Raw genomic sequence first — 25,536 nt, 5'->3', positions numbered from 1 at the left:
GTCTCGGTTCTGCGAAATGAAATTCTGCCCTTTATGAGGAAGTTGGAGCAGCTTGCGCGCGGTTACCCTCTTCCGGTGAAGGATGCAGGTGCAGAGACTTCGCGGTTTGTGAAGCAGCATGACTGTGACATGCCTCCCAGTTTGGAGTGGCGCGGCTGCGCCTAGAAGCCACCTGCGGTTGCATCCTGCGGCGGCAGCACCGGCCAGTCACCCTCGATCACGGCGGCCGGCTTTGTCTTTCGGAGGTACCCCTGGAAGTCCGCCGCCTGGCTGACCGCCCAGTCCACCTGCAGTTGGTGCAGCTGGCTTGCCGGCATCACCAGCTTGGGGAACTTGCCCGCCATCGCATCGAGGACCCGCAGGGTGGCAAGCGCATCCGCGGCCGAAGTGTGGGCATTGTCCAGGACCACGCCGTACTCCTCGCACAACGCGGTGAGCGTGCGCTTGCCCTTGCGGAACCGGTCAACCTGCTTGTTCATGATGTAGGGGTCAAGGACCGGGAAGCGGCTGAGCTGGGGAATCCCATAGCGGGCGGATTCAGCGGCAAGGACCGTGAAATCGTAGCTCGCGTTGAACGCGATCACCGGGATGGCGGAATCGAAGAGCTCCTGGAGCACCGCGGCGACTTCACGGGTGACCTCGTGTGCCGGGCGGCCGTCCCGCCTGGCCTGTTCGGTGGTGATGCCATGGACGTCACTTGCCTCGGTGGGGATTTCCACGCCGGGATCAGCCAGCCACTCGTGTTCCTTGATGACCTGGCCTTGGTGGTCCACCACGGTGATTGATGCGGTGACGATTCTTGCCGCCCGCGAATTGCGGCCGGTGGTTTCCAGGTCGAAGGCTGCGCGGGGAAGGGTGTTCCAGGAACTCATGCTTCAACGCTAAAGGGACCCACTGACAAATCCGTGGAACGCCACTGCGGCTAGATTGGATCAATGCGGAATGAGTACGTCCAAGCGGTCCTTGCCGTCGTAAGGCTTGTACCGCCAGGGTCCGCAGTGTCGTACGGGGATGTGGCCGAGCTCCTGGGTTCGGGCGGACCGCGCCAGATCGGTTCCGTCATGAGCCACCATGGCGGCGGCGTTCCCTGGTGGCGCGTCCTGAAGGCCAGCGGCCACGCGCCCGAGGGGCATGAGGCCGAGGCCCTCCTCCTTTACCTTGAAGAGGGCACCGCGCTCCTTGGCGACTTCAGTTCGTACCTCCGGACCGGGGAGGGCCGGTGGCGGGTTGACCTGGCGGCCGCCCGCTGGGCACCCACGGAGAGTGATTTTGACAGTATCGACGCAATTGCCGGGCAAATGGAGCGCAGCCTCCACAGATTGTCGGTGGCTGATGATGGAATGATTTTGTGACCGTAACAATTCCTTTGACCGGCCCCTGGGACCCGCAGCGGCAGGCGCCGGGGACAGGCCAGCCCCACACGGGGCAGGAGCAGGCTTTTCCCGACGCAGGGACCCCGGACAGCGGCAGTGGCCTGCCTGCTGTCCCTGCCCTCCGGTTGCTGCCCCCGCGACGGGTGCACGTGGAAGCCCTCCGGCTCACGCCGGACCAGCAGGCCGCAGTTGACGTGGCACAGGGTTCCGGGCCCGTCCTGGTCCCGGGCGCACCGGGCACGGGAAAGACCACCGTCCTGGTCGAGGCCGCCGTCCAGCGGGTCTTCCGTGACGGCGTCGACCCCGAGCGCATGCTGATTCTCGCGCCCACCCGCCTTGCTGCCGATTTCCTGCGCGACCGTTTTACCGCCCGGCTGGACAGGAGCCTCAGCACCACCCCCGCCAGGACGTGGGCCTCCTACGCCTTCGACCTGATCCGCCGTGCCAAGGCCGAGGGCGTCATCCCGCTTTCCAGGCCGCCGCGGCTGCTGTCCGGCCCGGAGCAGGACCTCATCATCAGGGAACTCCTCGAAGGCCACAGGCTTCCCGGCCTTGAACTGCCCTGGCCCGCCGATCTTGAGGGGGCACTGGAAACCCGCGGCTTCCGCCAGGAAGTGCGGCAGCTCTTTGACCGCATCATCGAATCCGGCCGCACGGCCGGGGACCTTGTCCGGTTGGCGGATGAATGCAACCGGCCCGATTGGAAAGCCGCAGCTGCGCTGTATGCCGAGTACCGCGACGTCCTTGACCTGCGGATGCCCGAGGCCTTCGATCCCGCCGGGATCATCACGGCCGCCCGGCAGATCTTCCAGGACGCCCCGGATTTCCTCGCCGCGGAACGTGCCCGGCTGCAGGTTGTCCTGGTGGACGATATCCAGGAAGCAAACCCCGCTATCTTTGAGCTGCTGGCAGATATCGCCGCCGGCAAGGACTGCTACGTGACATCGTCCCCGGACACGGTGGTCCAGGGTTTCCGGGGAGCCCGTCCCGACCTGGTGGCGGAGCTGCCCCGGCTGCTGTCAACCCGGACGCCTGTCCTGGAGCGCCCGCTGTGGCACGCCCACGGCCTGGCGCCCAGCCTGGCCGAGGCGTGGCAAAACGTCGCGGGCCGCATTTCGCAGCGCGCAGGCGGCCAGCTGGCACGGCGCCTTGAACCGCCGGTGTGGCCTGGACAGGCCGAAGGCCCCGCGCGCCCCGGACCTGCCGTTCCCGGGAACGTCGAGGCCCATCTGGTCCCCACTCCGGTGCATGAGCTCCGGTATGTTGCACAGCGGATCCTGGACCAGCACATCAACCACAACCGCGGTCTCGCGGATATTGCGGTCATCGTCCGCAACGGCGGCCAGGTCAGCGAGTTGCAGCGTTATCTCTCCGGGCAGGGCATTCCGGTGCGGGTGCCTGTGGCCGAATCGGCGGTCCGGGACGAGGTGGCTGTCCGGCCCCTGCTGGATGCTTTCGCCATCGCGTTGGATCCCAAGCTGCTGACACCCGAGGCCGCAGTGTCACTTCTCACCTCCCGCATCGGTGGTGCCACCTCCATCGAACTGCGCAGGCTCCGGCAATCGCTGCGGCGCGAGGAACTCCTGGGCGGCGGGGGCCGCGCCAGCGATGTGCTGCTGGTCGAGGCACTGCTTGAGCCCGGCGCGCTGGGTGCACTCGGTATCGAGGGCCGCGCCGCCCGCCGGACTGCCCGGATGATCCAGGCCGGGCGGGAAGCCGCCCACCTGCCCGGTGCCAACGCCGAGTCGGTGCTGTGGGCGCTCTGGAACTCCACGGGGCTCTCCTCGGTGTGGACGGCCACCGCTTTGTCGGGCGGCCCGCACGGGGCCCGGGCTGACCGCGACCTGGACGCCATGATGGCGCTGTTCCACACAGCGGAGCGCTACGTGGACCAGATGCCCGGCGCGGGCCCCGAACAGTTCCTGGAGTACCTCCTGAACCAGGAGCTTCCCATGGACACCCTCGCCGCCCGCGCCCAGGTGGATGATGCCGTGGAGTTGATGACCCCCGCCAGTGCCGCCGGGCGGGAATGGCCCGTCGTGATCGTTGCGGGGCTGCAGGAGGGGGTGTGGCCCAACACAAGGCTCCGCGGTGAACTGCTCGGCAGCACGCTGTATGCGGATGCCGTGGAACATGGTCCGGAGTATGCCCTCCAGCGGGACCCCTTGAGCCGCCTCCGGGACATCCGCTACGACGAACTCCGGAGTTTCTCCACGGCGGTGTCCAGGGCACGGGAGCTGCTGGTCTGTACGGCAGTCTCGTCGGAGGACTGCCAGCCGTCATCCTTCCTGGACTTCGTTGCGCCCCTGGACCCGGGGGAGGAGGGGCGGGCGTTCACCCAGGTGGAACGGCCCATGACGCTGCGCGCCCTGGTCGCCGAGCTCCGGCAACATGTCCAGCTGGAGGGGACAGCCCAGGCAGCGGAAGCCGCGAGGGTTCTGGCGCATCTCGCTGCGCAGGACCCTGCCGTGGCCGGAGCGCACCCGGACAGCTGGTGGGGACTTGCCCCTTTGACCTCCTCGGAGGCGGTGGTCCCGCCCGGCGGGACGGTGTCCGTTTCCCCCTCAAAGGTGGAGACCGTCCAAAAGTCGCCGTTGGACTGGTTCGTCCAGGCAGCCGGCGGGGAAGCAGCAACGGACTTCGCCCGGAGCCTGGGCACCCTGGTGCACGCGATCGCGCAGGACATGCCGGACGCGTCCGGATCAGAGTACGTTGCTGAACTCGTGCGGCGCTGGCCTGCGCTGGGTATGAAGGACAACTGGGAGGGAAAGCTGGACTTCCAGCGTGCTGAAGCCATGGTGCGCAAGCTTGCGCAGTACGTGCTTTCGATGAGGAGCGGAAACCGCAGCCTGCTGGGCGTGGAAAAGGACTTTGAAGTGGCCCTTGGCCAGGTGGCAGTGGACGATGCTCCGCCGCGTGAAGCGGTGCTCCGCGGCCAGGTGGACCGTTTGGAGATCGACGCCGAAGGGCGGCTGGTGGTGGTGGACCTCAAGACCGGGAAGCGGCAGCCAGGCAAGGACGATCTGTCCCGCCACCCACAGCTCGGCGCATACCAGGCGGCAGTACTGGCGGGCGGTTTCGATGCCGGCGCTGACGGGGACCGCCCCAGGTCCGGCGGGGCCGTGCTGGCACAGCTGGGGACTGGAGCCATCAATCCAGCCATCCAGCAGCAGGAACCACTCGACCCGCAGGAGAACTGGGCATTGGACATGGTGGAGGAGGCGGCCGCCGTGATGGCCGGCAAGGAGTTCGTTGCACGGCATGACCCTGCCAAGGGCAGCCATGGCGGCCATGGCTGCCGGCTCCCTGAGGTGTGCCCCCTGTGCGCGCGCGGAAGGCAGGTGACCGAATGAGTGGGGTGCCGGCAGCCGCGGAAGCCGCTCCGGCGGTGCGCTTCAGCCCCGAAGAACTGTCTGCGCTGCTCGGAGAAAGAAATACCCCAACGCCTGAGCAATCAGCGATCATCTCCTCGCCGCTTGCTCCGCGGCTGGTCATCGCGGGAGCCGGATCGGGAAAAACCGCCACCATGGCGGACCGGGTGGTCTGGCTCGTGGCCAACGGGTGGGTCACCCCTGAGGAGGTCCTGGGCGTGACCTTCACCCGGAAGGCGGCCGGCGAACTTGCCAGCCGGATCCGGTCAAAGCTCCTGGCCCTGCAGCGTCTTGCGGCGAAGGAGGCCGGGAAAGGCGTCTTTCCGGAGGCCTTGGGCAGCAGTGACGCCCTTGAGCCCAAAGTGTCCACCTACCATTCGTTCGCCAGCGGCATCGTCTCCGACTACGGGCTGCGGCTCGGGGTGGAGCGGGACGTGGTTCTGCTGGGCGGCGCGCAGGCCTGGCAGCTGGCCAGTGAGGTGGTTGAGGCCTACGACGGCGAATACGCCCACTTCCGGGCCGCCAAGTCCACATTGGTGAAGGCCGTCATTCAGCTGGCGGGGGAATGCGCGGAACACCTTCAGGAGCCTGAGGACGTCGAAGCGTGGCTCATGGCCCGCCTTTCGGAGTTTGATTCACTGCCCTACGTGGCCGGAAAGAAAAGGAACCCGCCCAAGGCGGCACTGGACCTGGGTGGAATGCTGCGGACCAGGGCAAGCGTCGCTGACATGGTGGGCCGCTACGCCGCAGCCAAACGGGCCCGCGGCGCACTCGATTTCGGCGACCTGGTGGCCCTCGCCGCCAAGGTGGCGCAGGAGGTCCCGCTGGCTGCCCAGATGGAGCGCCAGCGGTACAAAGTGGTCCTGCTCGACGAGTTCCAGGACACCTCATACGCGCAGTTGGTGCTGTTTTCCCGTCTGTTCGGCGGCGGCCACGCCGTGACAGCGGTCGGGGACCCCAACCAGTCAATCTATGGTTTCCGTGGCGCTTCCGCGGGCCAGTTGTTCCACTTCGTCCGCGAATTTCCCGTCCGGACCAGCGCACCGGACGAGGCACCGGGCTGGGCGCCTGCCCCCACCTCATACCTCACAACGGCCTGGCGGAACGGCCGGTCGATCCTGGCCGCAGCAAACGTCATGTCGCAATCCCTCGGCCGGTCAGCGGCCCACAAGGGACCTGCCGGGGACAGGGCAGCAGCTGCGGACGTGCCCCCGCTGCAGCCGAGCCCCCATGCCGTGGACGGAACGGTGGTGCTGGGCCGTTTCGCCAGCGACGTGGAGGAAGCTGCAGCCCTGGCTGACGATGTCCTGAAATACCGGGTGACAGACTTCGAACTGAAACCTGACGGTGTGCCCGAGCCGCCGGCCCTCGCCGTGCTGTGCCGCAGGCGCGCTCAGATGGAAACCGTCCGGCGGCAGTTCGAGGCCCGGGGGATCCCTTACGAAATCGTCGGTCTTGGCGGACTCCTGGACACCCCGGAGATTGTTGACCTGGTGGCCACCCTCCGCGTGCTTGCCGATCCGGGGCGGTCTGATGCCCTGATGCGGCTGCTCGCGGGTGCCCGATGGCGGATAGGTCCTGCCGACCTCATGGCCCTGCGCGATTGGTCGAGCCAGCTGGCAAGGAGGCGGGGGCGGGCTGCGCAGGAGTTCGACGCCGACACCCGGGACGGTGACAGCGATGAAGCAGGCGTCCCCGTCCTCGAGGGTGACCTTACCGACGGCGCCAGCCTGGTGGAGGCCCTGGACTTCCTGCCGCGTGACGGGTGGACGTCGCAGAATGGCCGCATCCTCAGCGCTGCGGCCCGCAGCAGGCTGGCCCGGCTGTCTGCCGAGTTGCGGCAACTGCGCGGATACCTCGGCGATGACCTCACCACGCTCCTGGGCGAGGTGGAGAGGGCCATGCTGCTGGACATCGAAGTGGCAGCGCGCCCGGGGATCAGCATCCACCAGGCCCGCCGCAACCTCGATGCGTTCCAGGATGCCGCCGCCGGGTTCCTGCGCACCTCCCAGAGAGTGGATATCCTCGCTTTCCTGTCCTGGCTGGAGGCTGCTTCAGCGGAAGAAAACGGGTTGGAAGCGCCTGCCAGTGACGTGAACCGGGAGGCCGTGCAGCTGTTGACGGTCCACGCTTCCAAGGGCCTGGAATGGGATGTTGTGTTTGTCCCCGGGATGAATGCCGGCGCCTTCCCCAGCGACAGGGACTCCCGCTGGAGCAGCGGTTCCGCCGCGCTGCCCTGGCCGCTGCGCGGGGACCGGGCCGACCTTCCGCAGTGGGACCTCGACCAACCGGACCAGAAAGGCTGGCTGGACGCGGAGAAGGACTACAAGGCCGGGGTGCAGGCCCACGGCGAATCGGAGGAACGGCGGCTGGCGTACGTCGCCTACACCAGGGCCAAGCATGTCCTGTGGGTGTCCAGTGCCGCCTGGGTGGGCTCACGGGCGGGGCGGGCGGAGATGTCTCCATTCCTTGCGGAGCTGGAAGTCCTGGCGCAACCGGCTGACGGCGCGGGAAGTCGGGAGGCTGTGGTCCACCCGCTGTCGCTGGAGGAGGCAGCGCTGCCCCTGCAGAGTCCGTTGACACTGGAAACAGAAGAAGCAACCTGGCCGTACGACCCCCTTGAAGGGCCCGTGGACCCACGCAGCGGTGAGCGCCTTCGGTTGGCCCGCGGGCGAAGGACGGCCATGGAGTCGGCGGCCCAACGGGTGCTCGGGATCCTGTCCACCGGCGGGGGAGCGCTGGTGCCCGCGGAGCGGTCCGGGCCGCAGCCCGGCCTGACGGGAGCAGCGGCCGGCTGGGCACGCGAAGCCGCGTTGCTGCTGGAGCGCAGGGCCAGAAGATCCAGTGGGCAGGATGTGCACCTGCCTACCCACATCTCTGCTTCCACCCTGGTTGACCTCGGGGATGACCCTGAGGCGGTGCTGGGGCGCCTGCGCCGGCCGGTGCCCCGGGAACCGGGCATGTCGGCCCGGAAGGGCACCGCTTTCCATGCTTGGGTGGAGGAATATTTTGGCAGGGCCGGAATGCTTGACCTCGGCGAAGCGCCCGGTTCGGACGACCATATCGATGCTGCCTACGATTTGGATGAGATGGTGGCTACGTTCAAGGCTTCCCCTTGGGCTGAGCGGAACCCGGCCTTCGTCGAGGTCCCGGTGGAAACCAGGGTTGGGGAGGTTGTGGTGCGGGGCCGGGTGGACGCCGTATTCCGTGACGCCGATGGCCGCTGGGACCTGGTGGACTGGAAAACCGGCCGCCGGCCGTCCCCGGAGCAGCTGAAGACCCGTTCGATCCAGTTGGCGGTGTACCGGCTGGCGTGGGCACGCCTGAAGGATGTTCCCCTGGAGGACGTGCGGGCTGCATTCTTCTACGTGGCTGACAACGCTGTGGTGCGGCCGCACGATTTGGGGTCGGCCGACGAGCTGGAAGGAATCGTTGCCGCTGCGCTTAGCCGGCCTTGAGTGGGACTGCCACGTAACCAGGCCTGGCCAGGCTCAGCCCTGTTTGACGTTAATGACCGAGATGGCGGCGGTGGATGTATCGTCCGGACCCTTGGTTCCGGGGGTTTCGGCGCCCGTGGCCTCCGCGGAACCGGCTGCAGTGGGCTGCTCCGCCGGGATGGGGGCAACGTGCACTGCAGGTTGGATGGAGACTGCCGGCTCCGCTGGCGTAGTGGACCCGGCGGGGACCGGAACCACCGTAACGGCGGGAGTGACGGCGGAACTGCCGCTCCCGGAAGCCGCGCCTGTTCCGGATCCGGTGGCGGCTGCGGGAACGGATGCGCCTGCAGCGTCCGGGCTGCCCTTGACCGGAAGCGGCTCCACGCTGATCGGCTGGCCGCCGTACTCGGCGATGTCGCTGGCCAGGCTCTCCAGCATGTCTTCCGCCTCGGTGACCATGTCCTGGTCACCGGTGGCGAGGCCCTTGACCAGGTACTGAGCCAGGGCGAATTCGGCGGACAGGGCGGCCCGGCGCAGGAGGTGCTGGTCCGGCACGTCGCGTCGGCTGGATGTGTACGCCTTCAGCACGGCGTCAATGAAGTCCTGTTCATTGGAAGCCACCAGCCAGGCGAAGTCATCGGCCGGGTCCCCGATGCGCAGGTCGGTCCAACCCGTTACTGCGGTCACCCTGCCCGCCTCCACCAGCAGGTTGTCCTCATGCAGGTCGCCGTGGACCACGCAGGGGTTGAACCGCCACAGGGACACATCCTCCATGGCGTGTTCCCAGCGGCGCAGCAGTGCGGCCGGGATCTTGCCGGTGGTGGCCGCCTGGTCCAGTTCGTTCAGCCGCCGCTGGCGGAACTCATTGGGGGTGTAGCTGGGCAGGTCGGCGTTGCTGACCAGTGAGCGGGGCAGGTCGTGGACCGCGGCCAAGGCGGAGCCGATCTCCCGGGCCAGGCCGGCAGGCCCCGACGTCAGCTCCTCGACGCTGCGTGTGGTGCCGGACAGGTGCGAGTAAACGAAGGTGGTCAGCGTTCCCAGCCGGACGCTGCCGGCCACCGTCGGCATCAGGAACGGCAGTTCGGCGCGCACGGCGGGAGCAAAAGCCCGGAGTACCAGGAATTCCGTTTCCAGCCGCGCGCTGGCTTCCGCGTGGCGCGGCGACCGGACCCGCCAGCGCTTTCCTTCGGAATCGAGGAGCAGGGCCGAATCGAAGTCCGCGGGGTCATCCGGCGCGGAGCTAACGGCCGTCGGGGTCAGTCCGGGGACTGCCGCGGTTGCTATTGCCGCCAGTTCAATCGGTTTTCTTCTCACCGTTCCACGGTAGATTGCCCGCCCTCCCAGACAGCGGTCCGGCCGCGGCGAGTCTTGAGATAGCTGCAAATAGGGGGCTTCCCTGCGGCGGGGCGGTACCTCCCGAAATGTGAAATGTCGGAAGCAGTCAGTACGGTGGAACCATGAGCCATGCGGAGTCTGTCATACCCGTCCACCAGGCGGCGCCGGAACGGCTGCCGGCGAACCATCTGGTGGATACCCTGCTCCCCGTAAGGCCGGCCTTGGTGGACCGCGGATCGGCCGCGCGCGCCAGGCCCGGCATGATCGATGATCTTCTGTCCGGCCCGGATGCGCTGGCTGCGGTCCTGTCGAGGCGCCAGGGGCTGGTGCAGGGCGGCGACATGATGCTGACCGGGGCCAGGGAACTCCTGGCACAGCTGAAAGCAGCAGGAGCCGCGCCGGAACTCGTGGTGTACCTGGGCTCGGCGCTGCCTGACTCACACCTTCCGGCCGGGACCGAGCTGCTGCTGTTCGTCCTTCCTGAGCCCCCGGAACCCGGGACCGCCGGTATCCCCGCGGATGCTGAGTGGGCTGGATTCCGCGACGTCGCCGCAGGCTTGACGGCCACCTCCACAGCCTTGTTCGTGGAAGCCAGCGCCATCGCAAACTGGCACGCTGCCCACACGCATTGCCCGCGCTGCGGCACCCCCACGGAAGTGGTGGCCGGCGGCTGGGTGCGCCGGTGCCCGGCGGACAGTTCCGAACACTTCCCCCGCACGGACCCCGCCATCATCGTCACTGTCGTCGGCCCGGACGGCCGGCTGCTCCTGGGCGGCGGCGGCCCCGTGGACGCCCGGAACTACTCCACCCTCGCCGGGTTCGTTGAGCCTGGCGAATCCCTTGAAGAGGCCGTGGTGCGCGAGATCCAGGAGGAGGTGGGCGTGCGGGTCACCGCCTGCCAGTACCTCGGCTCCCAGTCGTGGCCGTTCCCCGCCTCCCTTATGCTTGGATTCACCGCCGTCACCGAGGACGCCCAGGCAACGCCCGACGGCGTGGAGGTCACCAGGGCCCGCTGGTTCAGCCGGGAGCAACTCCAGGAAGCGGTGCTCAGCGGGGAGATCACCATCTCCACCAGGCTCTCCATTGCCCGCTCGCTTATTGAGCACTGGTACGGCGGCCGGATCCAGGACCTCACTGGCGCCTAAGTTATTCCATCCACCAGACTCCAGCACGCGGTAGTCGAGAAACAAAGCAGCAGAAGTGACTACAGAGAATTTTGACGGAGCAGCCTCGCTGGAGGACCGGATCCTCGGCGGACTGGACGCCGAACAGCGTGAGGTGGCCAGCACCTTGAATGGCCCGTTGTGCGTCCTGGCCGGCGCGGGCACCGGAAAGACCCGTGCCATCACCCACCGCATCGCCTACGGCGTGCACTCGGGGGTTTACACTCCGCAGCGCCTGCTCGCCGTAACGTTCACGGCCCGGGCTGCGGCAGAGATGCGCAGCCGCCTGCGGGACCTCGGCGCCGGCAACGTGCAGGCCCGTACCTTCCACGCCGCTGCCCTGCGCCAGCTGCAGTTCTTCTGGCCACAGGCGGTGGGTGGAACACTGCCCAACCTGCTGGACCACAAGGCCCAGATGCTGGCAGAGGCCGCCCGGCGGCTCAGGCTCAGCACGGACCGGGCCTCCATCCGCGACCTTGCCTCGGAAATCGAATGGGCCAAAGTGTCCATGCTGACACCGGCCAATTACCTGGAGAACGCCCAGGGGAGGGGCGCGCCCGGCGGGTTCGACCTCACCACGGTCGCCCGGGTCTTCCAGTCCTACGAGGACGTCAAGACGGACCGCAACGTGATCGACTTTGAGGACGTCCTGCTGATCACGGTGGGCATCCTGCAGGAGGACGAGAAGGTGGCCGCCACGGTCCGGGAACAGTACCGGCACTTTGTGGTGGACGAATACCAGGACGTCTCCCCGCTGCAGCAGCGGCTCCTGGACCTGTGGCTCGGCGGCCGTGACGAACTCTGCGTGGTGGGTGACGCAAGCCAGACCATCTATTCCTTTACCGGCGCATCGCCCCGGCACCTCCTGGACTTCAAGACCCGATACCCCCAGGCCAACGTGGTCAAGCTCATCAGGGACTACCGCTCCACCCCGCAGGTGGTGAAACTGGCCAATGACCTGCTGGCCGCCCGCCGCAGCGGCGGGCCCACCGCCGACGCCGCGTGGGCATCGCCCCTCCAGCTCGTGGCGCAGCGCCCCGCCGGGCCCGCGCCCCAGTTCACCGAGTGCACGGACGACGAAGCTGAAGCCGCCACGGTGGCGCAGAAGATCAAGGCACTGCTCGACGCCGGCACTCCAGCCAGCGAGGTGGCCATCCTTTTCCGCACCAACGGCCAGTCCGAGGCTTACGAGCAGGCGCTGGCCGCGGCAGGCATCGGCTACCAGCTGCGTGGCGGCGAGCGCTTCTTCGCCCGCAAGGAGGTAAGGGACGCGATCCTCCAGCTGCGCGCCGCCACCCGGGCGGTTTCCGAATCGGACACACCGGAACCCCTGGGTCAACTGGTCCGGGACATCGTCTCCTCCCTCGGCTACACCGATTCGGCACCGCACAGCGGGGGTGCCCTGCGCGAACGCTGGGAGTCCCTCGCGGCACTGGTGGCGCTCGCCGACGAACTGGTGCAGTCCCGCGGCCCCCAGTTTGGCCTGGCTGATTTCGTCAACGAACTCCAGGAACGTTCCCTCGCCCAGCACGCGCCTACCGTGCAGGGCGTTACGCTCGCCTCGCTCCACGCGGCCAAGGGCCTGGAATGGGATGCCGTCTTCCTGGTGGGGCTCAGCGAAGGCCTGATGCCCATTTCCTTCGCCGATTCACCGGAATCGGTGGATGAGGAGCGCCGCCTCCTCTATGTCGGCATCACCCGCGCCCGTGAACACCTTTCCCTCTCGTGGAGCACCGCGAGGACCCCCGGGGGCCGGGCCAACCGGAAGCCGTCCCGGTTCCTCGACGGCCTGCGGCCGGACTCGGTGGCAAGCTCAAGCACCCGGGGGAAGGGCGCGCTTCCGCGCCGCAAGGCTGCCGCCCCCGCCGTGTGCCGGGTCTGCGGGAGCATGCTTGCCACCGGGGCGGAACGCAAGGTTGGCCGCTGCAACGCGTGTCCCCCCAGCTACGAGGAGCAGACCTTTGATGCGCTCCGCAACTGGCGCCGCGAGGTGGCCCAATCCGCGGACGTCCCGGCCTTCGTCGTCTTTACCGACGCCACCCTCACTGCCATCGCGGAGGCGAGGCCGGCGTCGCTGGAGGAACTTGCCGGCCTGGCCGGCGTTGGCCCATCCAAGCTGGAAAAGTACGGGGAGGACGTCCTCCGGGTCCTCGTCGAAAGCTCGGTCCTGTGAAACGCGGAGCCAGCGGCGGTGCCCGGCAGGCGTCAGTGCTGACCACCTCGAACGGTTCTCCGGTGGAGGTGCGGCGCTCTGCCCGGCGCACCCGCACCGTGGCGGCGTTCTGGGAAGACGGGACGGCGGTGGTTGCCATTCCGGCCCGCTTCACTGCGGCGCAGGAGCGCGAGTGGGTCCACAAAATGCTGGCCAAACTGCACACGCAGGGGCAGCGGCAGGCGGCAGCCGGGCGGCGGCGTCCTGCCACAGATGAGGCCCTCGCAGCCCATGCGGCCACGCTGTCCACGCAATACCTCGGTGGCCGGTCAGTGCCCACATCCGTCCGTTGGGTCAGCAACCAGAATTCCCGGTGGGGTTCGGCCACGCCGGCCGAGGGGACCATCCGCCTGTCTGACAAGCTGCGGCCCATGCCCCAGTGGGTCATCGACTACGTGCTGCTCCACGAGCTGGCCCACCTTCTGGTGGCCTCACACAACGCTGCCTTCTGGCAGCTGCTGGAGGCCTACCCCGAAACCCAGCGGGCCAAGGCCTTCCTCGAGGGTGTTTCCTTCGCCACGTCGCGGGGAATGGACAAAGATGCCGACCAGCCTGACGTCGGCCCGCTTGACGCTGACGTGGTCCAATAGCGGGCATTAAATCCGGCGAAAAGCAGTCTGGCGGGCCAGGAAGCCCTGGCCCGCCAGCAATGTCTCAGCCCTTGGGCTGGTCCGTTCCGCCGTCGTCGTCTTTGCTGCCGGTGTCCCCGGCGCCGCCCTGATCACCGGAGGTGTCGTCGAAACCGCCGTCCAGCAGTTTCTGCAGCGCGTCATCCACCTCGCTGTCGCTTGCCTCGGCAAGCTTGCGGCGGGAGCTGAAACCCTTCGGATCATCCAGGTCCTCGGCCGTGGGCAGCAGGTCGGGGTGGTGCCAGATGGCGTCACGGCCCTCGATCCCGCGTTCCTCCTTCAACGTGGCCCACAGGGTGGCCGCGTCCCGCAGCCTGCGCGGACGCAGCTCGAGTCCCACCAGTGAAGCGAAGGCGTGTTCGGCGGGACCGCCCGTTGCCCGCCGGCGCCGCACTGTTTCGCGCAGTGCCCCGGCGGACGGCAGGACCTTCTCCGTGGCGGCCGCGGTCAGTTCATCCACCCAGCCCTCCACGAGGGCCAGCGCGGTCTCGAGCTTTTCCAGTGCCTGTTCCTGGGCGGGAGTCCGCTGTGGCATGAACACGCCCTGCGACAGGGCATCCTGGATGCCTTCCGGGTTGCTGGGGTCAAGGTCGCGGGCGAGTTCCTCGATGCGTGAGGTGTCGATGTGGATGCCGCGGGCGTATGCCTCGATGGCGCCCAGCAGGTGTCCGCGCAGCCAGGGAACCTGTACGAACAGCCGGGCGTGCGCGGCTTCCCGCACGGCCAGGAACAGCCGGATGTCGTTCTCGGGCAGGGACAGGCCCTCGCCGAACGCGGCGACATTGGCCGGCAGGAGTGCCATCTCAAGGTCGGCCAGCGGGACGCCGATGTCGGTGGAGCTCACCACGTCCTTGGACAGGGCGCCGATGGCCTGCCCCAGCTGCATACCGAAGATGGCGCCGCCCATGTTCTGCAGCATCGAGGAGGCGCCGCCCATCATGGACTTCATTTCCTCGGGCATCTGCTCCGTCATGGCGGAGGAGAGCGCATTGGCGATGCTGTTGGCCACGGGTTCTGTCAGCCGCTTCCAGGTGCCCAGGGTGGCCTCCACCCATTCCGCGCGGGACCATGCCTTGCCGATCAGACCGGTGGCGGGCAGGTCGGTGACGGGGTCCAGCCACATCTCGGCGAGGCGGAGGGCTTCATCCACCTCCCGGGACTGCTGGGCAGTGACGGACGGGTCCGCGCTGCCGGCCGCAACCCGCCGGGCATTGTCGTGGGCCAGTGTCCAGTTGACGGGCCCTTCGGACGGTGCGCTCATCATCGCCTGAACCTGGGAGAACATCTGGGCCAGCAGGTTGGGGTCGTCCGGCAGGCCGGCCGCCTTGGCCAGCTCGGCGGGATCGAAGTTTTCCATCCCCTTGCCGCCCATTAGGTTCTGCAGCATTTCGGTCAACGGATCCTTGGGGGTGTCGTCGCCGTTGGACGGATTGAGTGGGTTGGAGGTCATGGTCCCGCCGATCGATGGTGTGACTGTTGATCAACCTTCACGGTACCCCGGTGGGGGTCGGCTGTCTGCCGCCCGCCGCCGTCGTTCGCTCTAGGCAAAGCGCCCCGTCGCACCACCACCGCGTACTGTTGGTGGGGTGACTACAACCCGTGGCGGCCACCCTTCAGAGGACCACGTTCCCGATCTTCCCCCTTTCTCCAAGCCCGGTCCGTTTGGTGCCGGCAGCCCGCCCGAAGGCTCCGGGGCCGGTGGCGGCCAGGCAGTTGAACGCAGCGGCCCCGGCGCGTCCGACGGCGGCGGCACGGGCAGGCGGCTTTCCACCATGATGGTTGCCGGGCTGGCGGCGTTGGGGCTGGGAATTGCCGTGGGTTCGCTTCCGGTGCCGTATGTCATTGAATCGCCCGGGCCCACCTACAACACGCTGGGGGAGAGCCAGGGACATCCGGTCATCAACGTCAGCGGCCGCGAAACGTATCCGGCTGCCGGGAGCCTCGACCTGACCACCGTGTACGTTGACGGTGGCCCCAATGGCCCGGTCAGCATCCTCAACGCATTCTCGGCATGGCTGGACAACTCCAAAGCCGTGTACCCGGTGGAGCTGATCTATCCCACGGGCACAACGAAGGAAGAGGCCCAGGAACAGAGTGCGGTGGCCATGGCCACGTCCCAGGAGAACGCGGTGGCCTCCGCCCTGAATGAACTCGGGATTCCCTTCAGCCAACAGCTCCAGGCCGCGGACCTGTCCAAGGATTCCGCGTCCGCCGGCAGGATCCAGCAAGGGGACATCCTCAAATCCATTAACGGCAGGGACATCACCGCCCTCAGTGTGATCCAGGATGAGCTGGCCTCGGGCAAGGGTGCCCCGGTATCGGTAACGGTGGAACGCGCCGGCCAGCCCGTCACCGTCCAGGTCACGCCCAAGGACAACGGCCAGGGCCGTTTCATCCTCGGTGTCATGTTGAAGTACCTCTTCAGCTTCCCCTTCCAGGTCCAGATCTCCCTGGACAAGGTGGGCGGGCCCAGTGCCGGGCTCATGTTCTCGCTGGGCATCATCGATACGGTTACGCCGGGGGACCTCACCGGCGGAAAACATATCGCGGGTACCGGCACCATCTCGCCTGACGGCAAGGTGGGACCCATCGGCGGCATCGGGCAAAAGATGCGGGGTGCGCGTTCGTCCGGTGCCACCCTTTTCCTGGCGCCCGCCGGCAACTGCAACGAAGTGGCCGGCCACGTTCCCGACGGCCTCCAGGTGGTCCGCGTGGAAAACCTCTCGGAAGCCCGGCATGCCGTGGAACTGGCCGGAAGCGGCCAGGACACATCCGCGCTCCCGGCCTGCTCCAGCAAATAGACTGGGCGCAACTAGACTCACAGGAACTAAGCTTTACCGCCACTCGTGGCACAGTTGACGGACGAAACCAGCCGTTTGACCGGTACCGTACGTCGCTCGCACGCTTCGAATATTTCGACGACCAGCTATGAGGTACCCAGTTTGTCCCGTCCCGCCAGCACCATGTCCACCGGCAGGCCCCCTTCACGACGCGGCGTGCTGACGCCCACCCTGATTATTGTCGCCCTGGTGGTAGTGGGCTTCATTTTCTTCGCCAACGTCTGGACCGACGTCCTCTGGTACCGGCAACTGGGCTTCATCGAAGTCTTCGTCACCGAGAACCTCGCCAAGATCGCCACCTTCGTGGCCGGCTTCGCCATCATGTTCGCGGCTGTCTTCTTTTCGATCCGCATTGCCTACAACGCCCGGCCGGTCTACGCGCCGGACTCCGAAATCAGGGACAACCTCAACCGGTACCAGGCGCAGCTGGAGCCGGTCCGGCGCATCGTCATGGTGGGCCTGCCGGTCCTCTTCGGCCTGTTTGCGGGCAGCGCTGCGGCGAGCCAGTGGCAGAAGGTCCTGCTGTTCTTCAACCAGGTTGGCTTCGGCGAGGCCGATCCGCAGTTCAACATGGACATCAGCTTCTACCTGATGACCCTGCCGTTCCTCGGTTTTGTGACCGGGTTCCTGATCAGCGTGGTGGTGATTGCGGGCATCGCCGGCATCCTCACGCACTACCTGTACGGCAGCATCCGGCTGATGGAGCGCGGCGTGTTCACCAGCCGCGCGGCACAGATCCACATCGCCGTGACCGGCGCCGCCTTCCTGGTGCTCCTCGGCGTCAACTTCTGGCTGGACCGCTACTCTTCCGTCCAGAGCAACGGCGGCCGCTGGGCCGGCGCCCTCTACACGGATGTCAACGCCGTCATCCCCACCAAGGCCATCCTCGCCGTGGCTGCCGTGCTGGTGGCCATCCTGTTCATCGTGGCCGCCGTGATTGGCCGCTGGCGCCTTCCGGTGATCGGTACCGCCATGCTGATCATCACCTCCATCCTGGCCGGGGGCGTCTATCCCTGGGTGATCCAGCAGTTCCAGGTCCGCCCGTCCGAGCAGACGCTGGAAAGCAAGTACATCCAGCGCAACATCGAGAACACACGCAAGGCCTACGGCCTGGACGGCATCCAGGAAACCCGGTACGACGCCACCAACACGGCCAGTACCGGCGCGTTGGCGCCGGACGCCCAGACCACTGCCAACATCCGCCTCCTGGACCCGAACCTGATTTCGGACGCGTTTGCTCAGCTGGAGCAGTACCGCCCGTACTACCAGTTCCCCAAGGCCCTCAATGTGGACCGCTACGAGGTGGACGGCAAGATCCAGGACACCGTGATCGCCGTGCGGGAACTGAATCCCACGAACGTGGCAACCAACCAGCAGGGCTGGCTGAACCAGCATGTGGTGTACACCCACGGCTATGGGGTTGTGGCTGCCAAGGGCAACAAGTTCACGGTTGACGGCAAGCCTGAATTCCTCCAGTCCGGCATTCCGTCCACCGGCGTGTTGGGCAACGATACAACCTACGAGCCGCGGATCTACTTCGGCGAGTCCTCGCCCGAGTACTCGATCGTCGGCGCACCCGACGGCGCCACCCCGCGCGAGCAGGACCGCCCTTCCGGCAAGGAAGGGGAGGGCGAAACCCAGTACACGTTCAAGGGGAACGGCGGGCCCAATGTTGGATCCTTCTTCAACAAGATCCTTTACGCCATCAAGTTCCAGTCCTCGGACCTGCTGCTTTCGGACGGCGTGAACCCGGCGTCGCAGATCCTGTATGACCGCAGCCCCCGCGAGCGTGTCCAGAAGGTGGCACCCTACCTGACCGTTGACGGCGGCGCTTACCCGGCCGTGGTGGACGGCCGGGTCAAATGGATCGTGGACGGCTACACCACCAGCCAGTACTACCCGTACTCGCAGCAGAAGCAGCTCTCGGATGCCACCACTGATTCGCAGACCAGCTCCGGCCGCGCCGTGGCCCTGCCCAACAGCACGGTGAACTACATCCGCAACTCGGTCAAGGCCACTGTGGATGCCTACGACGGCTCGGTCACCCTCTATGCCTGGGACGACACGGACCCGGTCCTCAAGGCCTGGCAGAAGGTTTTCCCCTCATCCCTGAAGCCGTACTCGGAGATGTCCGGCGCGGTGATGAGCCACGTCCGCTACCCGGAGGACCTCTTCAAGGTCCAGCGTGAGCTGCTGGGGCAGTACCACGTGACGGATCCCACCAGCTTCTACAAGAACAATGACGCATGGAGCGTACCTGCCGATCCCACGGTGGATACGGACGTGAAGCAGCCGCCGTTCTACATGTCGCTGCAGATGCCGGACCAGCAGAAGCCTGCGTTCCAGCTGACGTCCTCGTTCATCCCGCAGATCGTCAACGGCAATGCCCGCAACGTCCTGTACGGGTTCCTCGCCGCTGACTCGGATGCCGGGAACCAGGCCGGTGTGAAGGCGGACGGCTACGGCAAGCTCCGGCTGCTGCAGATCCCGCCGGAAACGCAGGTGCCCGGTCCGGGCCAGGCGCAGAACAAGTTCAACTCCGATCCCACTGTTTCGCAGGCACTGAACCTGCTGCGGCAGGGTGCGTCGGACGTGCTGAACGGCAACCTGCTCACCCTGCCCGTCGGCGGCGGCATCCTTTACGTCCAGCCTGTCTACCTCAAGTCCACCGGTGAGACGTCCTATCCCACCCTGCAACGCGTGCTGGTGGCCTTCGGGGACAAGGTGGGCTTCGCGCCAACGCTTGACGCGGCCCTCAAGCAGCTATTCGGTGGTGACTCCGGTGCAGCAGCGGGTGACTCCGCCAACAACGGCCAGGTGCCGGCCGGCCCGGCAGCGCCTGCGACACCGGCCGCAGCGGACGCGAAGGCCCAGCTGAAGGCGGCCCTGGACGAGGCGAATGCGGCCATCCAGTCCGGCCAGTCGGCACTGGCGGCAGGCGACTTCGCTGCCTATGGCGAGGCGCAGAAGAAGGTGGCGGCCGCGCTGAAGAAGGCGATGGATGCAGAGGCCAAGATCCCGGTCACCGCTCCGGAGGCAAGCCCGGCCCCCGCTGCTTCCAGCTCACCCTCGGCAACGCCGTCCCCGTCAGCGGGCCGGTAGCAGGACGGGCACAGCAGCACGACGGCGGCGGCCCGGCATCCGAGCCCCATGGGGGCCAAGGTGCCGGGCCGGCGTAACGGACGTCACGCCGCTTCGATTTGGCCTGCGGTTCACCTCCCGGTAAAGTAGTTATTGCGACGCGGGGTGGAGCAGTTCGGTAGCTCGCTGGGCTCATAACCCAGAGGTCACAGGTTCAAATCCTGTCCCCGCAACTGAGGAAAGGCCCGGACATTGGAAACAATGTCCGGGTCTTTTGCTTTCTCCGCTGGAGCCGCCGGGACCGTCGTCGAACCCCAAGGGGGCCTGGTGGATGTGTGGTCAGGCCGGCCGTGAAAGTAGGGTAGTGTTGATCAAGCGACGCGGGGTGGAGCAGTTCGGTAGCTCGCTGGGCTCATAACCCAGAGGTCACAGGTTCAAATCCTGTCCCCGCAACTTATGAAGGCCCCGACCGGCAGTTACGCCGGCCGGGGTCTTTCTTTTCCTTGGATGCGCACAGTTCCTAGTATTCTCTTTCGAAGGGTCCCGCGATCTGCGGGCTGCCCCAGTCATTCTTGAGAGGTATGTTGTTCGATGGCCACACCCACGAAGAAACCCGGCGCCGCGACGGGTAAGCGGTCCCGGCTCTACTGGGCGGTTCCTGCTGTCCTCGTGGCGCTGGTCCTGGTGGTTCTGGCGGCCAGGCTGGTCGTGGGACTGCCCGCCGTCGCGTCCTTTGTCACCGACTACCCGGGCCAGTCGGCACTGCCGGCCGGCGCCCCGGTGGGATTCCCCGCGTGGCTCGCCTGGCAGCACTTCCTCAACGCCTTCTTCCTGCTCCTGATCATCCGCACCGGATGGCAGGTGCGGACCACCACACGGCCCAGCGGGCACTGGACCCGGAACAACAAGGGCCTGATCCGCACCAGGAACGCGCCCACCAAGATCAGCCTTGAACTGTGGTTCCACCTGACGCTGGACGCCCTGTGGATCCTGAACGGGCTCGTCTTTGCCGTGCTGCTGTTCGCCACCGGGCAATGGATGCGCATCGTCCCCACCAGCTGGGACGTCTTCCCCAACGCCCTGTCGGCCGCGCTGCAATACGCCTCGCTGGACTGGCCCACGGAAGACGGCTGGATCAACTACAACGCGCTGCAGCTCCTGGCTTACTTCGTGACGGTCTTCCTCGCCGCTCCGCTGGCGTTCATCACGGGCCTGCGGATGTCCTCCGCCTGGCCAAAGAAGGCTGCCGGCCTGAACAAGGCCTACCCGATCGAATGGGCCCGCGCCGTCCACTTCCCGGTGATGATCTACTTCGTGGCCTTCATCGTGGTCCACGTCTTCCTGGTGCTCACCACGGGTGCACTGCGGAACCTGAACCACATGTACGGGGTCCGGGACGACGACGGCTGGTTCGGCTTCTGGGTGTTCCTGGCCTCCGTGGCCGTCATGGCGGCCGCGTGGTTCCTGGCCCGCCCGGTCTTCCTGCGGCCCATCGCCTCCCTCATGGGCAAGGTCAGCCGCTAAGGCCACCCGGCACCCCACAGCCGGGGCGGCTCAGCCGTCCTTGAGCTGCTGGTAGGCAGCCAGCGCCCGTTCCCGGGACTGAGGAAGCTCCACAAGGGGCTCCGGGTAGTCCGGGACCCCGGTCTTCCAGGGCTCGTGGATGGACTTGCTGTCCAGGTCCGCGAGCTCCGGAACGAACTCGCGCAGGTACCGGCCGCCGGCGTCGAATTTCCTGCTTTGGGTGACGGGATTGAAGATCCGGTAGTACGGCGACGCGTCCGCGCCGGAACCGGCCACCCACTGCCAGTTGGCCGGATTGCTGGCGGCGTCGGCGTCCACCAGCGTGTCCCAGAACCATTGCTCTCCAATCCGCCAGTCGGCCAGCAGATTCTTCACCAGGAACGAGGCCGCGGCCATCCGCACCCGGTTGTGCATCCAGCCGGTCTGCCAGAGCTGCCGCATCCCGGCGTCCACCAGGGGGTAACCCGTGCGTCCCTGCTGCCAGGCCGCGAGCTCACTCCTGCCCGGCTGCTGCCAGGCGAACCGGTCGAATTCGGGCCGGTAGTTGCGGGTGGCCAGGTCCGGGTTGTTGTACAGCAGCTGCCAGCAGAATTCCCGCCAGCCAAGCTCCGAGCGGAAAATTCCGACGTCGGCCGGCACCTTATGCGGGAAACGTTGGCGGATCTCACGCCACACCCGGAACGGGCTGACTTCGCCGAAACGCAGGTGGGGTGACAGGCGGCTGGTTCCCTCGATGCCGGGCAGGTTCCGTCCGGTTCCATATTCCTCGGCAGGGCCGTCCAGGAAGTCCGCCAGCCGGTGGCGCGCGCCTTCCTCGCCGGGAATCCAGGTGGCGGAGAGGCCGCCGCTCCAGTCGGGGGAGGAGGGGAGCAGCCGCCAGCTGTCGAGGTCGTCGCCGGCCTGGAGACGGCCGCCCTGCGGGGGTCCCGGGATCCGGGCCGGAGGCTCCTGGGGGTCCCGGACCTCCTGGCCGGCAAGGCATGCCCGCCAGAAAGGAGTGAACACCTTGTAGGGGCCGCCGGAGCCGGTCTTGACCGTCCAGGGCTCGAACAGGAGGTTTGCCTGGAAGCTTGACGCCTCCAGGCCGTTCTCCCCGGCCCACTCCTTGACCGCGGCGTCGATGCTGCGCTCGGGTTGACCGTACCGCCGGTTCCAGAACAAGTGCGTTGCTCCGGCGTGCACAGCCACTTCCTTAATCACCCGCCCGGCCGGCCCCCGGCGAAGGAGCAGCCGCGAGCCGCGGGCCTCGAGGGAGGAAGCCAATCGTGCCAGTGAGTGGTGCAGCCACCACCGGGTTGCACCGCCCAGCGGCCGGATGCCCGCAGATTCTTCATCCAGGACGTACACCACTGTCACCGGCAGGCCCAGCGCGGCGGCGGAGTTGAGGGCGGGGTTGTCATCCAGGCGAAGGTCATCGCGCAGCCAGACCAGGGCGGTCTCTTCAGAGGAGGTCATGGCTCCACGCTACACACTGCGGACATGCCGGTGTCCGGGACCACGGGGTCCCGGCCACCGCCTGGTTTCGACTGTGTGGTGCTGGCTGGCCTTAGAGCTTGTCGAAGTCCGCTTCCTCCACGGTTGCCTCGGACTCCGCGGCGTTGGCGGCGCCGAGGGCAGGTTTGGCGCCGCCGGCCTTCAAAGCGGCCAGCCGGGCCTCGATCTCCGTCTGCTCGCCAAGGTCCTCCAGCTGGTTGAACTGGGCATCCAGGCTGGACGCTGCCAGTTCCTCCTGGCCGCGGACCCTGGCCTCTTCGCGGCGGATCTTTTCTTCGAAGCGTCCCACTTCGCTGGTGGGGTCCATGATGTCGATGCTCTTGATGGCGTCGTGCACCTGGGACTGCGCCTCTGCCGTCTTGGACCTGGCCACCAGTTCGTTGCGCTTGCTGGTCAGCTGGTTGAGCTTGTTCTTCATCTGGTCCAGGCCGGTCTTCAGCTTGTCCACCACCTCGCGCTGGGAGGCGATGCTCGGCTCTGCGCCCTTGGCTTCGTTCTCGGCCGCCATCTGCCGCTGCAGGGCGACCTTTGCCAGGTTGTCGAACTTCTCGGCGTCGGCGACGTCGCCGGCGGCGCGGAACTCGTCAGCCTTGCGGGAGGCGGCCAGTGCCTTGTTCCCCCAGTCGCGGGCGTTCTTGACGTCTTCGTTGTAGTCGTCTTCCAGCATGCGGAGGTTGCCGATGGTTTGCGCCACGGCGGACTCGGCTTCGGCGATGTTGTTGGTGTAGTCGCGGACCATCTGGTCCAGCATCCGCTGCGGATCCTCGGCGTTGTCCAGCAAGGAGTTGATATTGGCCTTTGCCAGCTGCGCGATCCGGCCGAAAATGGACTGCTTAACCATGGTGTTTGCCTTTCGTCCTGCTCTGTGTTGACCACTGACGTCCGTGAACAGTGGTGTCGTGCTTCTGTCCGCCCGCCGGGTTCTCCAGCGTGTTCCGACGGAAGTGTTTAGAAACTGCCGGAGTCTCCGCCGCCGAAATCACCGCCGCCAAAGCCGCCGTCCCCGCCGAAGCCGCCGCCTCCACCGCCATCACCCCAGCCGCCGCCGCCGCCCCAGCCGCCGTGGCCACCGTTGAGGATTGAGTTGATCAGGATGCCGCCCAGGATGGCGCCGCCCAGTCCGCCGCCGCCTCCGCCGCCGAACATGCCGCCACGGCCGAAGCCCTGGTTGGCATAGCCGTCAAAATGCTCGACGTCGGCCTGGGCCAGCTGTGCGGCCTGTGCTGCCAGGGCGTGGGCCTGCTGCGCGTAGGTAAGCGCGGTGACGGGGTCGGTGCGGGCAATGGAGAGTGCGTAGTCGAGGTTCCGCTGCGACTCCGCAAGCCTGGTGCGTGCCTCGGTGCCCACCCCGCCGCGGCGCGCGGTGATGTAATCGGAGGTGGCACTGATCTGGGCCTGGGCGGACATGATGGTCTGCTGCAGCGACGCCTGTGCGCGGCGGGCCTGCTCCTGCTGGTCCCGGATCCCGGTCAGGGCCTGGTCCAGGGACTGGTGCGCGGTTTCCACCCTCTGCAGGGTGGCGATGGGGTCAATCTTTCCACCCTGGATTTCGGTCTTCACCTGGGCAAGGGCGGCCTCCACCGCTGCCACTGGACCGGCCAGTTCGGCGTGGGTGCCGGACTGGATCATGGCCTTTGCCTGGGCCAGGTCCTGGGACGTATCCACCACCGCCGCTTCGAGGCCGTTGCGGGCCTGGTCGAGATTGGCGGCGACCTTGGCGATGGCATCCAGCAGGACGTTGGTCTGGTGCAGGCTTTCTTCGGCTGCGCGAACGGCCACTGCCGCCAGGCTGCTCTCGCCCTCGCCGAGCTTCTGCTGCGCGGTTTCGGAGGCGTTCTGGACGAACGCCAGCCGTTCCTTGGCCTGCACGATGTTGTCCGAGACCTGGGTCAGCGCACTGTCGGCGTACTTTGACCGCATGGCGGCAAGGGACTGCTCCGCGCTGGCGATCTTGGCGTCCGCTTCGCGGGCTCCGGTGTTGACCGCCGCAAGGGCCTGCGGTGCGTTCTTCTCCAGCTCACGCAGGGAGTCAAAGTCCGCCTTCTGCTCCTGCAGGGAGGCGAGGGCGGCTTCCGAGCGCCGGATGATCTCGCCCAGCCAGGTCCGCTGCTGCTCCTCGGTGTCCGGAATGTGGTCGTCCAGCTGCTGCTGAAGCTTGAAGGACTCCGTCATGTGGGCCTTCGCTTCCGCCAAAGCTTTGGTGAAGTTTCCGACGGCGGCATCACCGTACTGTGCCTGGGCAAAGCCGAGTTCCTGCTCGCTGGACTTGATGGCGTCATCCGCTTCGATGAGCAGGGATCCGCTCTTCCGGCGGAGTTCCTCCACGCTCAGTGACGCCAGCGGGTCCAGTTCTGCGCCCTGGGGGCCGTAACTTCCAGTGGACGCATCCTTGCCGGCGGCCTTCTTTCGCCGGTTCCGGTAATACAGGTACGCACCGCCGCCGGCCACCACCACGCCGGCACCCACCAGGATGCCCGCGCCGGCCCCGTCACCGGATGACACATTGCCGCTGCCGCCGCCGGCAGCATCGCCGATGGCTGAGGCGGTATCGATGGCAGCCTGCGCGAAGTCGCGCTTGCCCGCCCCGAGGTTGGCGGCGACAGCGTTCTGGGTGATGTTGCTGCGCTTTGAGTAAATGGAACTGGCGGAATTGGGCGAGAAGTAGTACTTGCCCTGCTCGGTGGCGATGGCAAGAATGGCGTCTGCTTTGCCCATTCCCTTGGCCTGCGCCACCGCATTGCTCCAGGCTGCGGGATCAGTGGGGTTCTCGAACGACTTAACCGTGACCACGTACAGGTTGTACTTGTGGTCCTTCAGCAGCTTCTGGATGGCGTCCTGGACCTCGCCCTTCCGGCTGCCCAGGACGTTCGCGTCATCAACAATGTTGGTGCCGGAGGGGATGGTGACCGGGTTTTCGGCCCAGGCGGCGCCGGCGGGTACCGCCAGCAGCCCGGCAAGGCCGATCACGGCGAGGAAACGTTTGAACTTTGACCGCATGTGCAACCCTTCAGCACGCCTGACACCGATTCGGGACGAATCAGTCGTCGAATCCAACAGCGCCCCCACGCTTGGTGTGA

General features: G+C 67.0%; 15 protein-coding genes and 2 tRNA genes. 11 read left to right on the top strand and 6 right to left on the bottom strand.

Annotated features, from left to right (window positions below; genetic code table 11):
* Positions 1-161 precede the first annotated feature (161 nt).
* Complete coding sequence (locus FB478_RS06445) at positions 162-872, bottom strand: 3'-5' exonuclease (protein WP_018768556.1); 711 nt, start codon at positions 870-872, stop codon at positions 162-164.
* A 63-nt stretch (positions 873-935) separates the two neighbouring features.
* Here FB478_RS06445 and FB478_RS06440 point away from each other — a divergent pair, with 63 nt between their 5' ends.
* From FB478_RS06440 to FB478_RS06430, 3 genes are all read left to right on the top strand, one after another.
* Positions 936-1,352 carry an MGMT family protein gene (locus tag FB478_RS06440; protein ID WP_144599974.1) on the top strand — a complete coding sequence of 139 codons (417 nt, stop codon included), beginning with the start codon at positions 936-938 and terminating at the stop codon, positions 1,350-1,352.
* Positions 1,353-1,474: 122 nt separating this feature from the next.
* Entirely contained in the window at positions 1,475-4,726 is a 3,252-nt protein-coding gene (locus FB478_RS06435; RefSeq protein WP_134163901.1) for an ATP-dependent DNA helicase, read from the top strand.
* A complete protein-coding gene (locus FB478_RS06430) occupies positions 4,723-8,202 on the top strand; it encodes an ATP-dependent DNA helicase (protein ID WP_144599973.1) in 3,480 nt (1,159 codons plus the stop codon). The genes FB478_RS06435 and FB478_RS06430 overlap by 4 nt, the downstream gene beginning before the upstream one ends.
* Before the next feature lie 33 nt (positions 8,203-8,235).
* On the opposite strand, the gene FB478_RS06425 is transcribed toward FB478_RS06430, so the two are convergent.
* Positions 8,236-9,495, bottom strand: a complete 1,260-nt coding sequence (locus tag FB478_RS06425; RefSeq protein WP_144599972.1) for a macrolide 2'-phosphotransferase — start codon at positions 9,493-9,495, stop codon at positions 8,236-8,238.
* A 143-nt stretch (positions 9,496-9,638) separates the two neighbouring features.
* Between FB478_RS06425 and nudC the strand changes: the two genes are divergently transcribed.
* Genes nudC through FB478_RS21475 form a run of 3 tightly spaced genes read left to right on the top strand, consistent with a single transcriptional unit; the run spans position 9,639 to position 13,481 of the window.
* On the top strand, positions 9,639-10,661 hold the full coding sequence (gene nudC / locus FB478_RS06420; RefSeq protein WP_144599971.1) for an NAD(+) diphosphatase: 1,023 nt from the start codon (positions 9,639-9,641) through the stop codon (positions 10,659-10,661).
* 55 nt (positions 10,662-10,716) lie between these two features.
* Positions 10,717-12,852, top strand: a complete 2,136-nt coding sequence (locus tag FB478_RS06415) for an ATP-dependent helicase (RefSeq protein WP_018768550.1) — start codon at positions 10,717-10,719, stop codon at positions 12,850-12,852.
* Entirely contained in the window at positions 12,849-13,481 is a 633-nt protein-coding gene (locus FB478_RS21475) for a M48 family metallopeptidase (protein WP_018768549.1), read from the top strand. Before FB478_RS06415 ends, FB478_RS21475 begins: the two co-directional genes overlap by 4 nt.
* A 64-nt stretch (positions 13,482-13,545) precedes the next feature.
* Here the strand turns inward: FB478_RS21475 and FB478_RS06405 are convergent, their stop codons facing one another.
* A complete protein-coding gene (locus FB478_RS06405; RefSeq protein ID WP_144599970.1) occupies positions 13,546-14,970 on the bottom strand; it encodes a zinc-dependent metalloprotease in 1,425 nt (474 codons plus the stop codon).
* 136 nt (positions 14,971-15,106) lie between these two features.
* On the opposite strand from FB478_RS06405, the gene FB478_RS06400 reads away from it, so the two are divergent.
* The 5 genes from FB478_RS06400 (at position 15,107) to FB478_RS06380 (ending at position 20,965) form a co-directional block, all read left to right on the top strand.
* Positions 15,107-16,321: a PDZ domain-containing protein gene (locus FB478_RS06400; protein WP_144599969.1), complete on the top strand. Its 1,215-nt coding sequence runs from the start codon at positions 15,107-15,109 to the stop codon at positions 16,319-16,321.
* A 162-nt stretch (positions 16,322-16,483) separates the two neighbouring features.
* Entirely contained in the window at positions 16,484-19,462 is a 2,979-nt protein-coding gene (locus FB478_RS06395; RefSeq protein WP_186447752.1) for a UPF0182 family protein, read from the top strand.
* Between the two features lie 138 nt (positions 19,463-19,600).
* Positions 19,601-19,674: transfer RNA gene (locus FB478_RS06390), tRNA-Met, on the top strand.
* 146 nt (positions 19,675-19,820) lie between these two features.
* A tRNA-Met gene (locus FB478_RS06385) sits at positions 19,821-19,894 on the top strand.
* Positions 19,895-20,032: 138 nt separating this feature from the next.
* Positions 20,033-20,965 (top strand): cytochrome b/b6 domain-containing protein, encoded by a 933-nt coding sequence (locus FB478_RS06380; RefSeq protein WP_056388136.1) that lies wholly within the window; start codon positions 20,033-20,035, stop codon positions 20,963-20,965.
* 30 nt (positions 20,966-20,995) lie between these two features.
* Here FB478_RS06380 and FB478_RS06375 read toward each other — a convergent pair whose 3' ends face one another.
* From FB478_RS06375 to FB478_RS06365, 3 genes are all read right to left on the bottom strand, one after another.
* The gene (locus FB478_RS06375) at positions 20,996-22,420 is read right to left on the bottom strand and encodes a deoxyribodipyrimidine photo-lyase (protein WP_144599968.1); all 1,425 of its coding nucleotides are present in this window, start codon (positions 22,418-22,420) and stop codon (positions 20,996-20,998) included.
* Positions 22,421-22,511: 91 nt separating this feature from the next.
* A complete protein-coding gene (locus FB478_RS06370; protein ID WP_018768543.1) occupies positions 22,512-23,300 on the bottom strand; it encodes a PspA/IM30 family protein in 789 nt (262 codons plus the stop codon).
* A gap of 107 nt (positions 23,301-23,407) precedes the next feature.
* Positions 23,408-25,456, bottom strand: a complete 2,049-nt coding sequence (locus tag FB478_RS06365; RefSeq protein ID WP_056388131.1) for a TPM domain-containing protein — start codon at positions 25,454-25,456, stop codon at positions 23,408-23,410.
* Between the last annotated feature and the right edge of the window lie 80 nt (positions 25,457-25,536).

This window comes from Arthrobacter sp. AG367 (assembly GCF_007828995.1).
GTDB lineage: Bacteria > Actinomycetota > Actinomycetes > Actinomycetales > Micrococcaceae > Arthrobacter.
This window is presented reverse-complemented; position numbering and strand designations above follow the sequence as displayed.

Coding starts and splice junctions, on each gene's coding strand:
- FB478_RS06445 (WP_018768556.1), bottom strand. CDS start 872: ATGAGTTCCTGGAACACCCTTCCCCGCGCAGCCTTCGACCTGGAAACC.
- FB478_RS06440 (WP_144599974.1), top strand. CDS start 936: ATGCGGAATGAGTACGTCCAAGCGGTCCTTGCCGTCGTAAGGCTTGTA.
- FB478_RS06430 (WP_144599973.1), top strand. CDS start 4,723: ATGAGTGGGGTGCCGGCAGCCGCGGAAGCCGCTCCGGCGGTGCGCTTC.
- nudC (WP_144599971.1), top strand. CDS start 9,639: ATGAGCCATGCGGAGTCTGTCATACCCGTCCACCAGGCGGCGCCGGAA.
- FB478_RS06405 (WP_144599970.1), bottom strand. CDS start 14,970: ATGACCTCCAACCCACTCAATCCGTCCAACGGCGACGACACCCCCAAG.
- FB478_RS06395 (WP_186447752.1), top strand. CDS start 16,484: ATGTCCACCGGCAGGCCCCCTTCACGACGCGGCGTGCTGACGCCCACC.
- FB478_RS06380 (WP_056388136.1), top strand. CDS start 20,033: ATGGCCACACCCACGAAGAAACCCGGCGCCGCGACGGGTAAGCGGTCC.
- FB478_RS06375 (WP_144599968.1), bottom strand. CDS start 22,420: ATGACCTCCTCTGAAGAGACCGCCCTGGTCTGGCTGCGCGATGACCTT.
- FB478_RS06370 (WP_018768543.1), bottom strand. CDS start 23,300: ATGGTTAAGCAGTCCATTTTCGGCCGGATCGCGCAGCTGGCAAAGGCC.
- FB478_RS06365 (WP_056388131.1), bottom strand. CDS start 25,456: ATGCGGTCAAAGTTCAAACGTTTCCTCGCCGTGATCGGCCTTGCCGGG.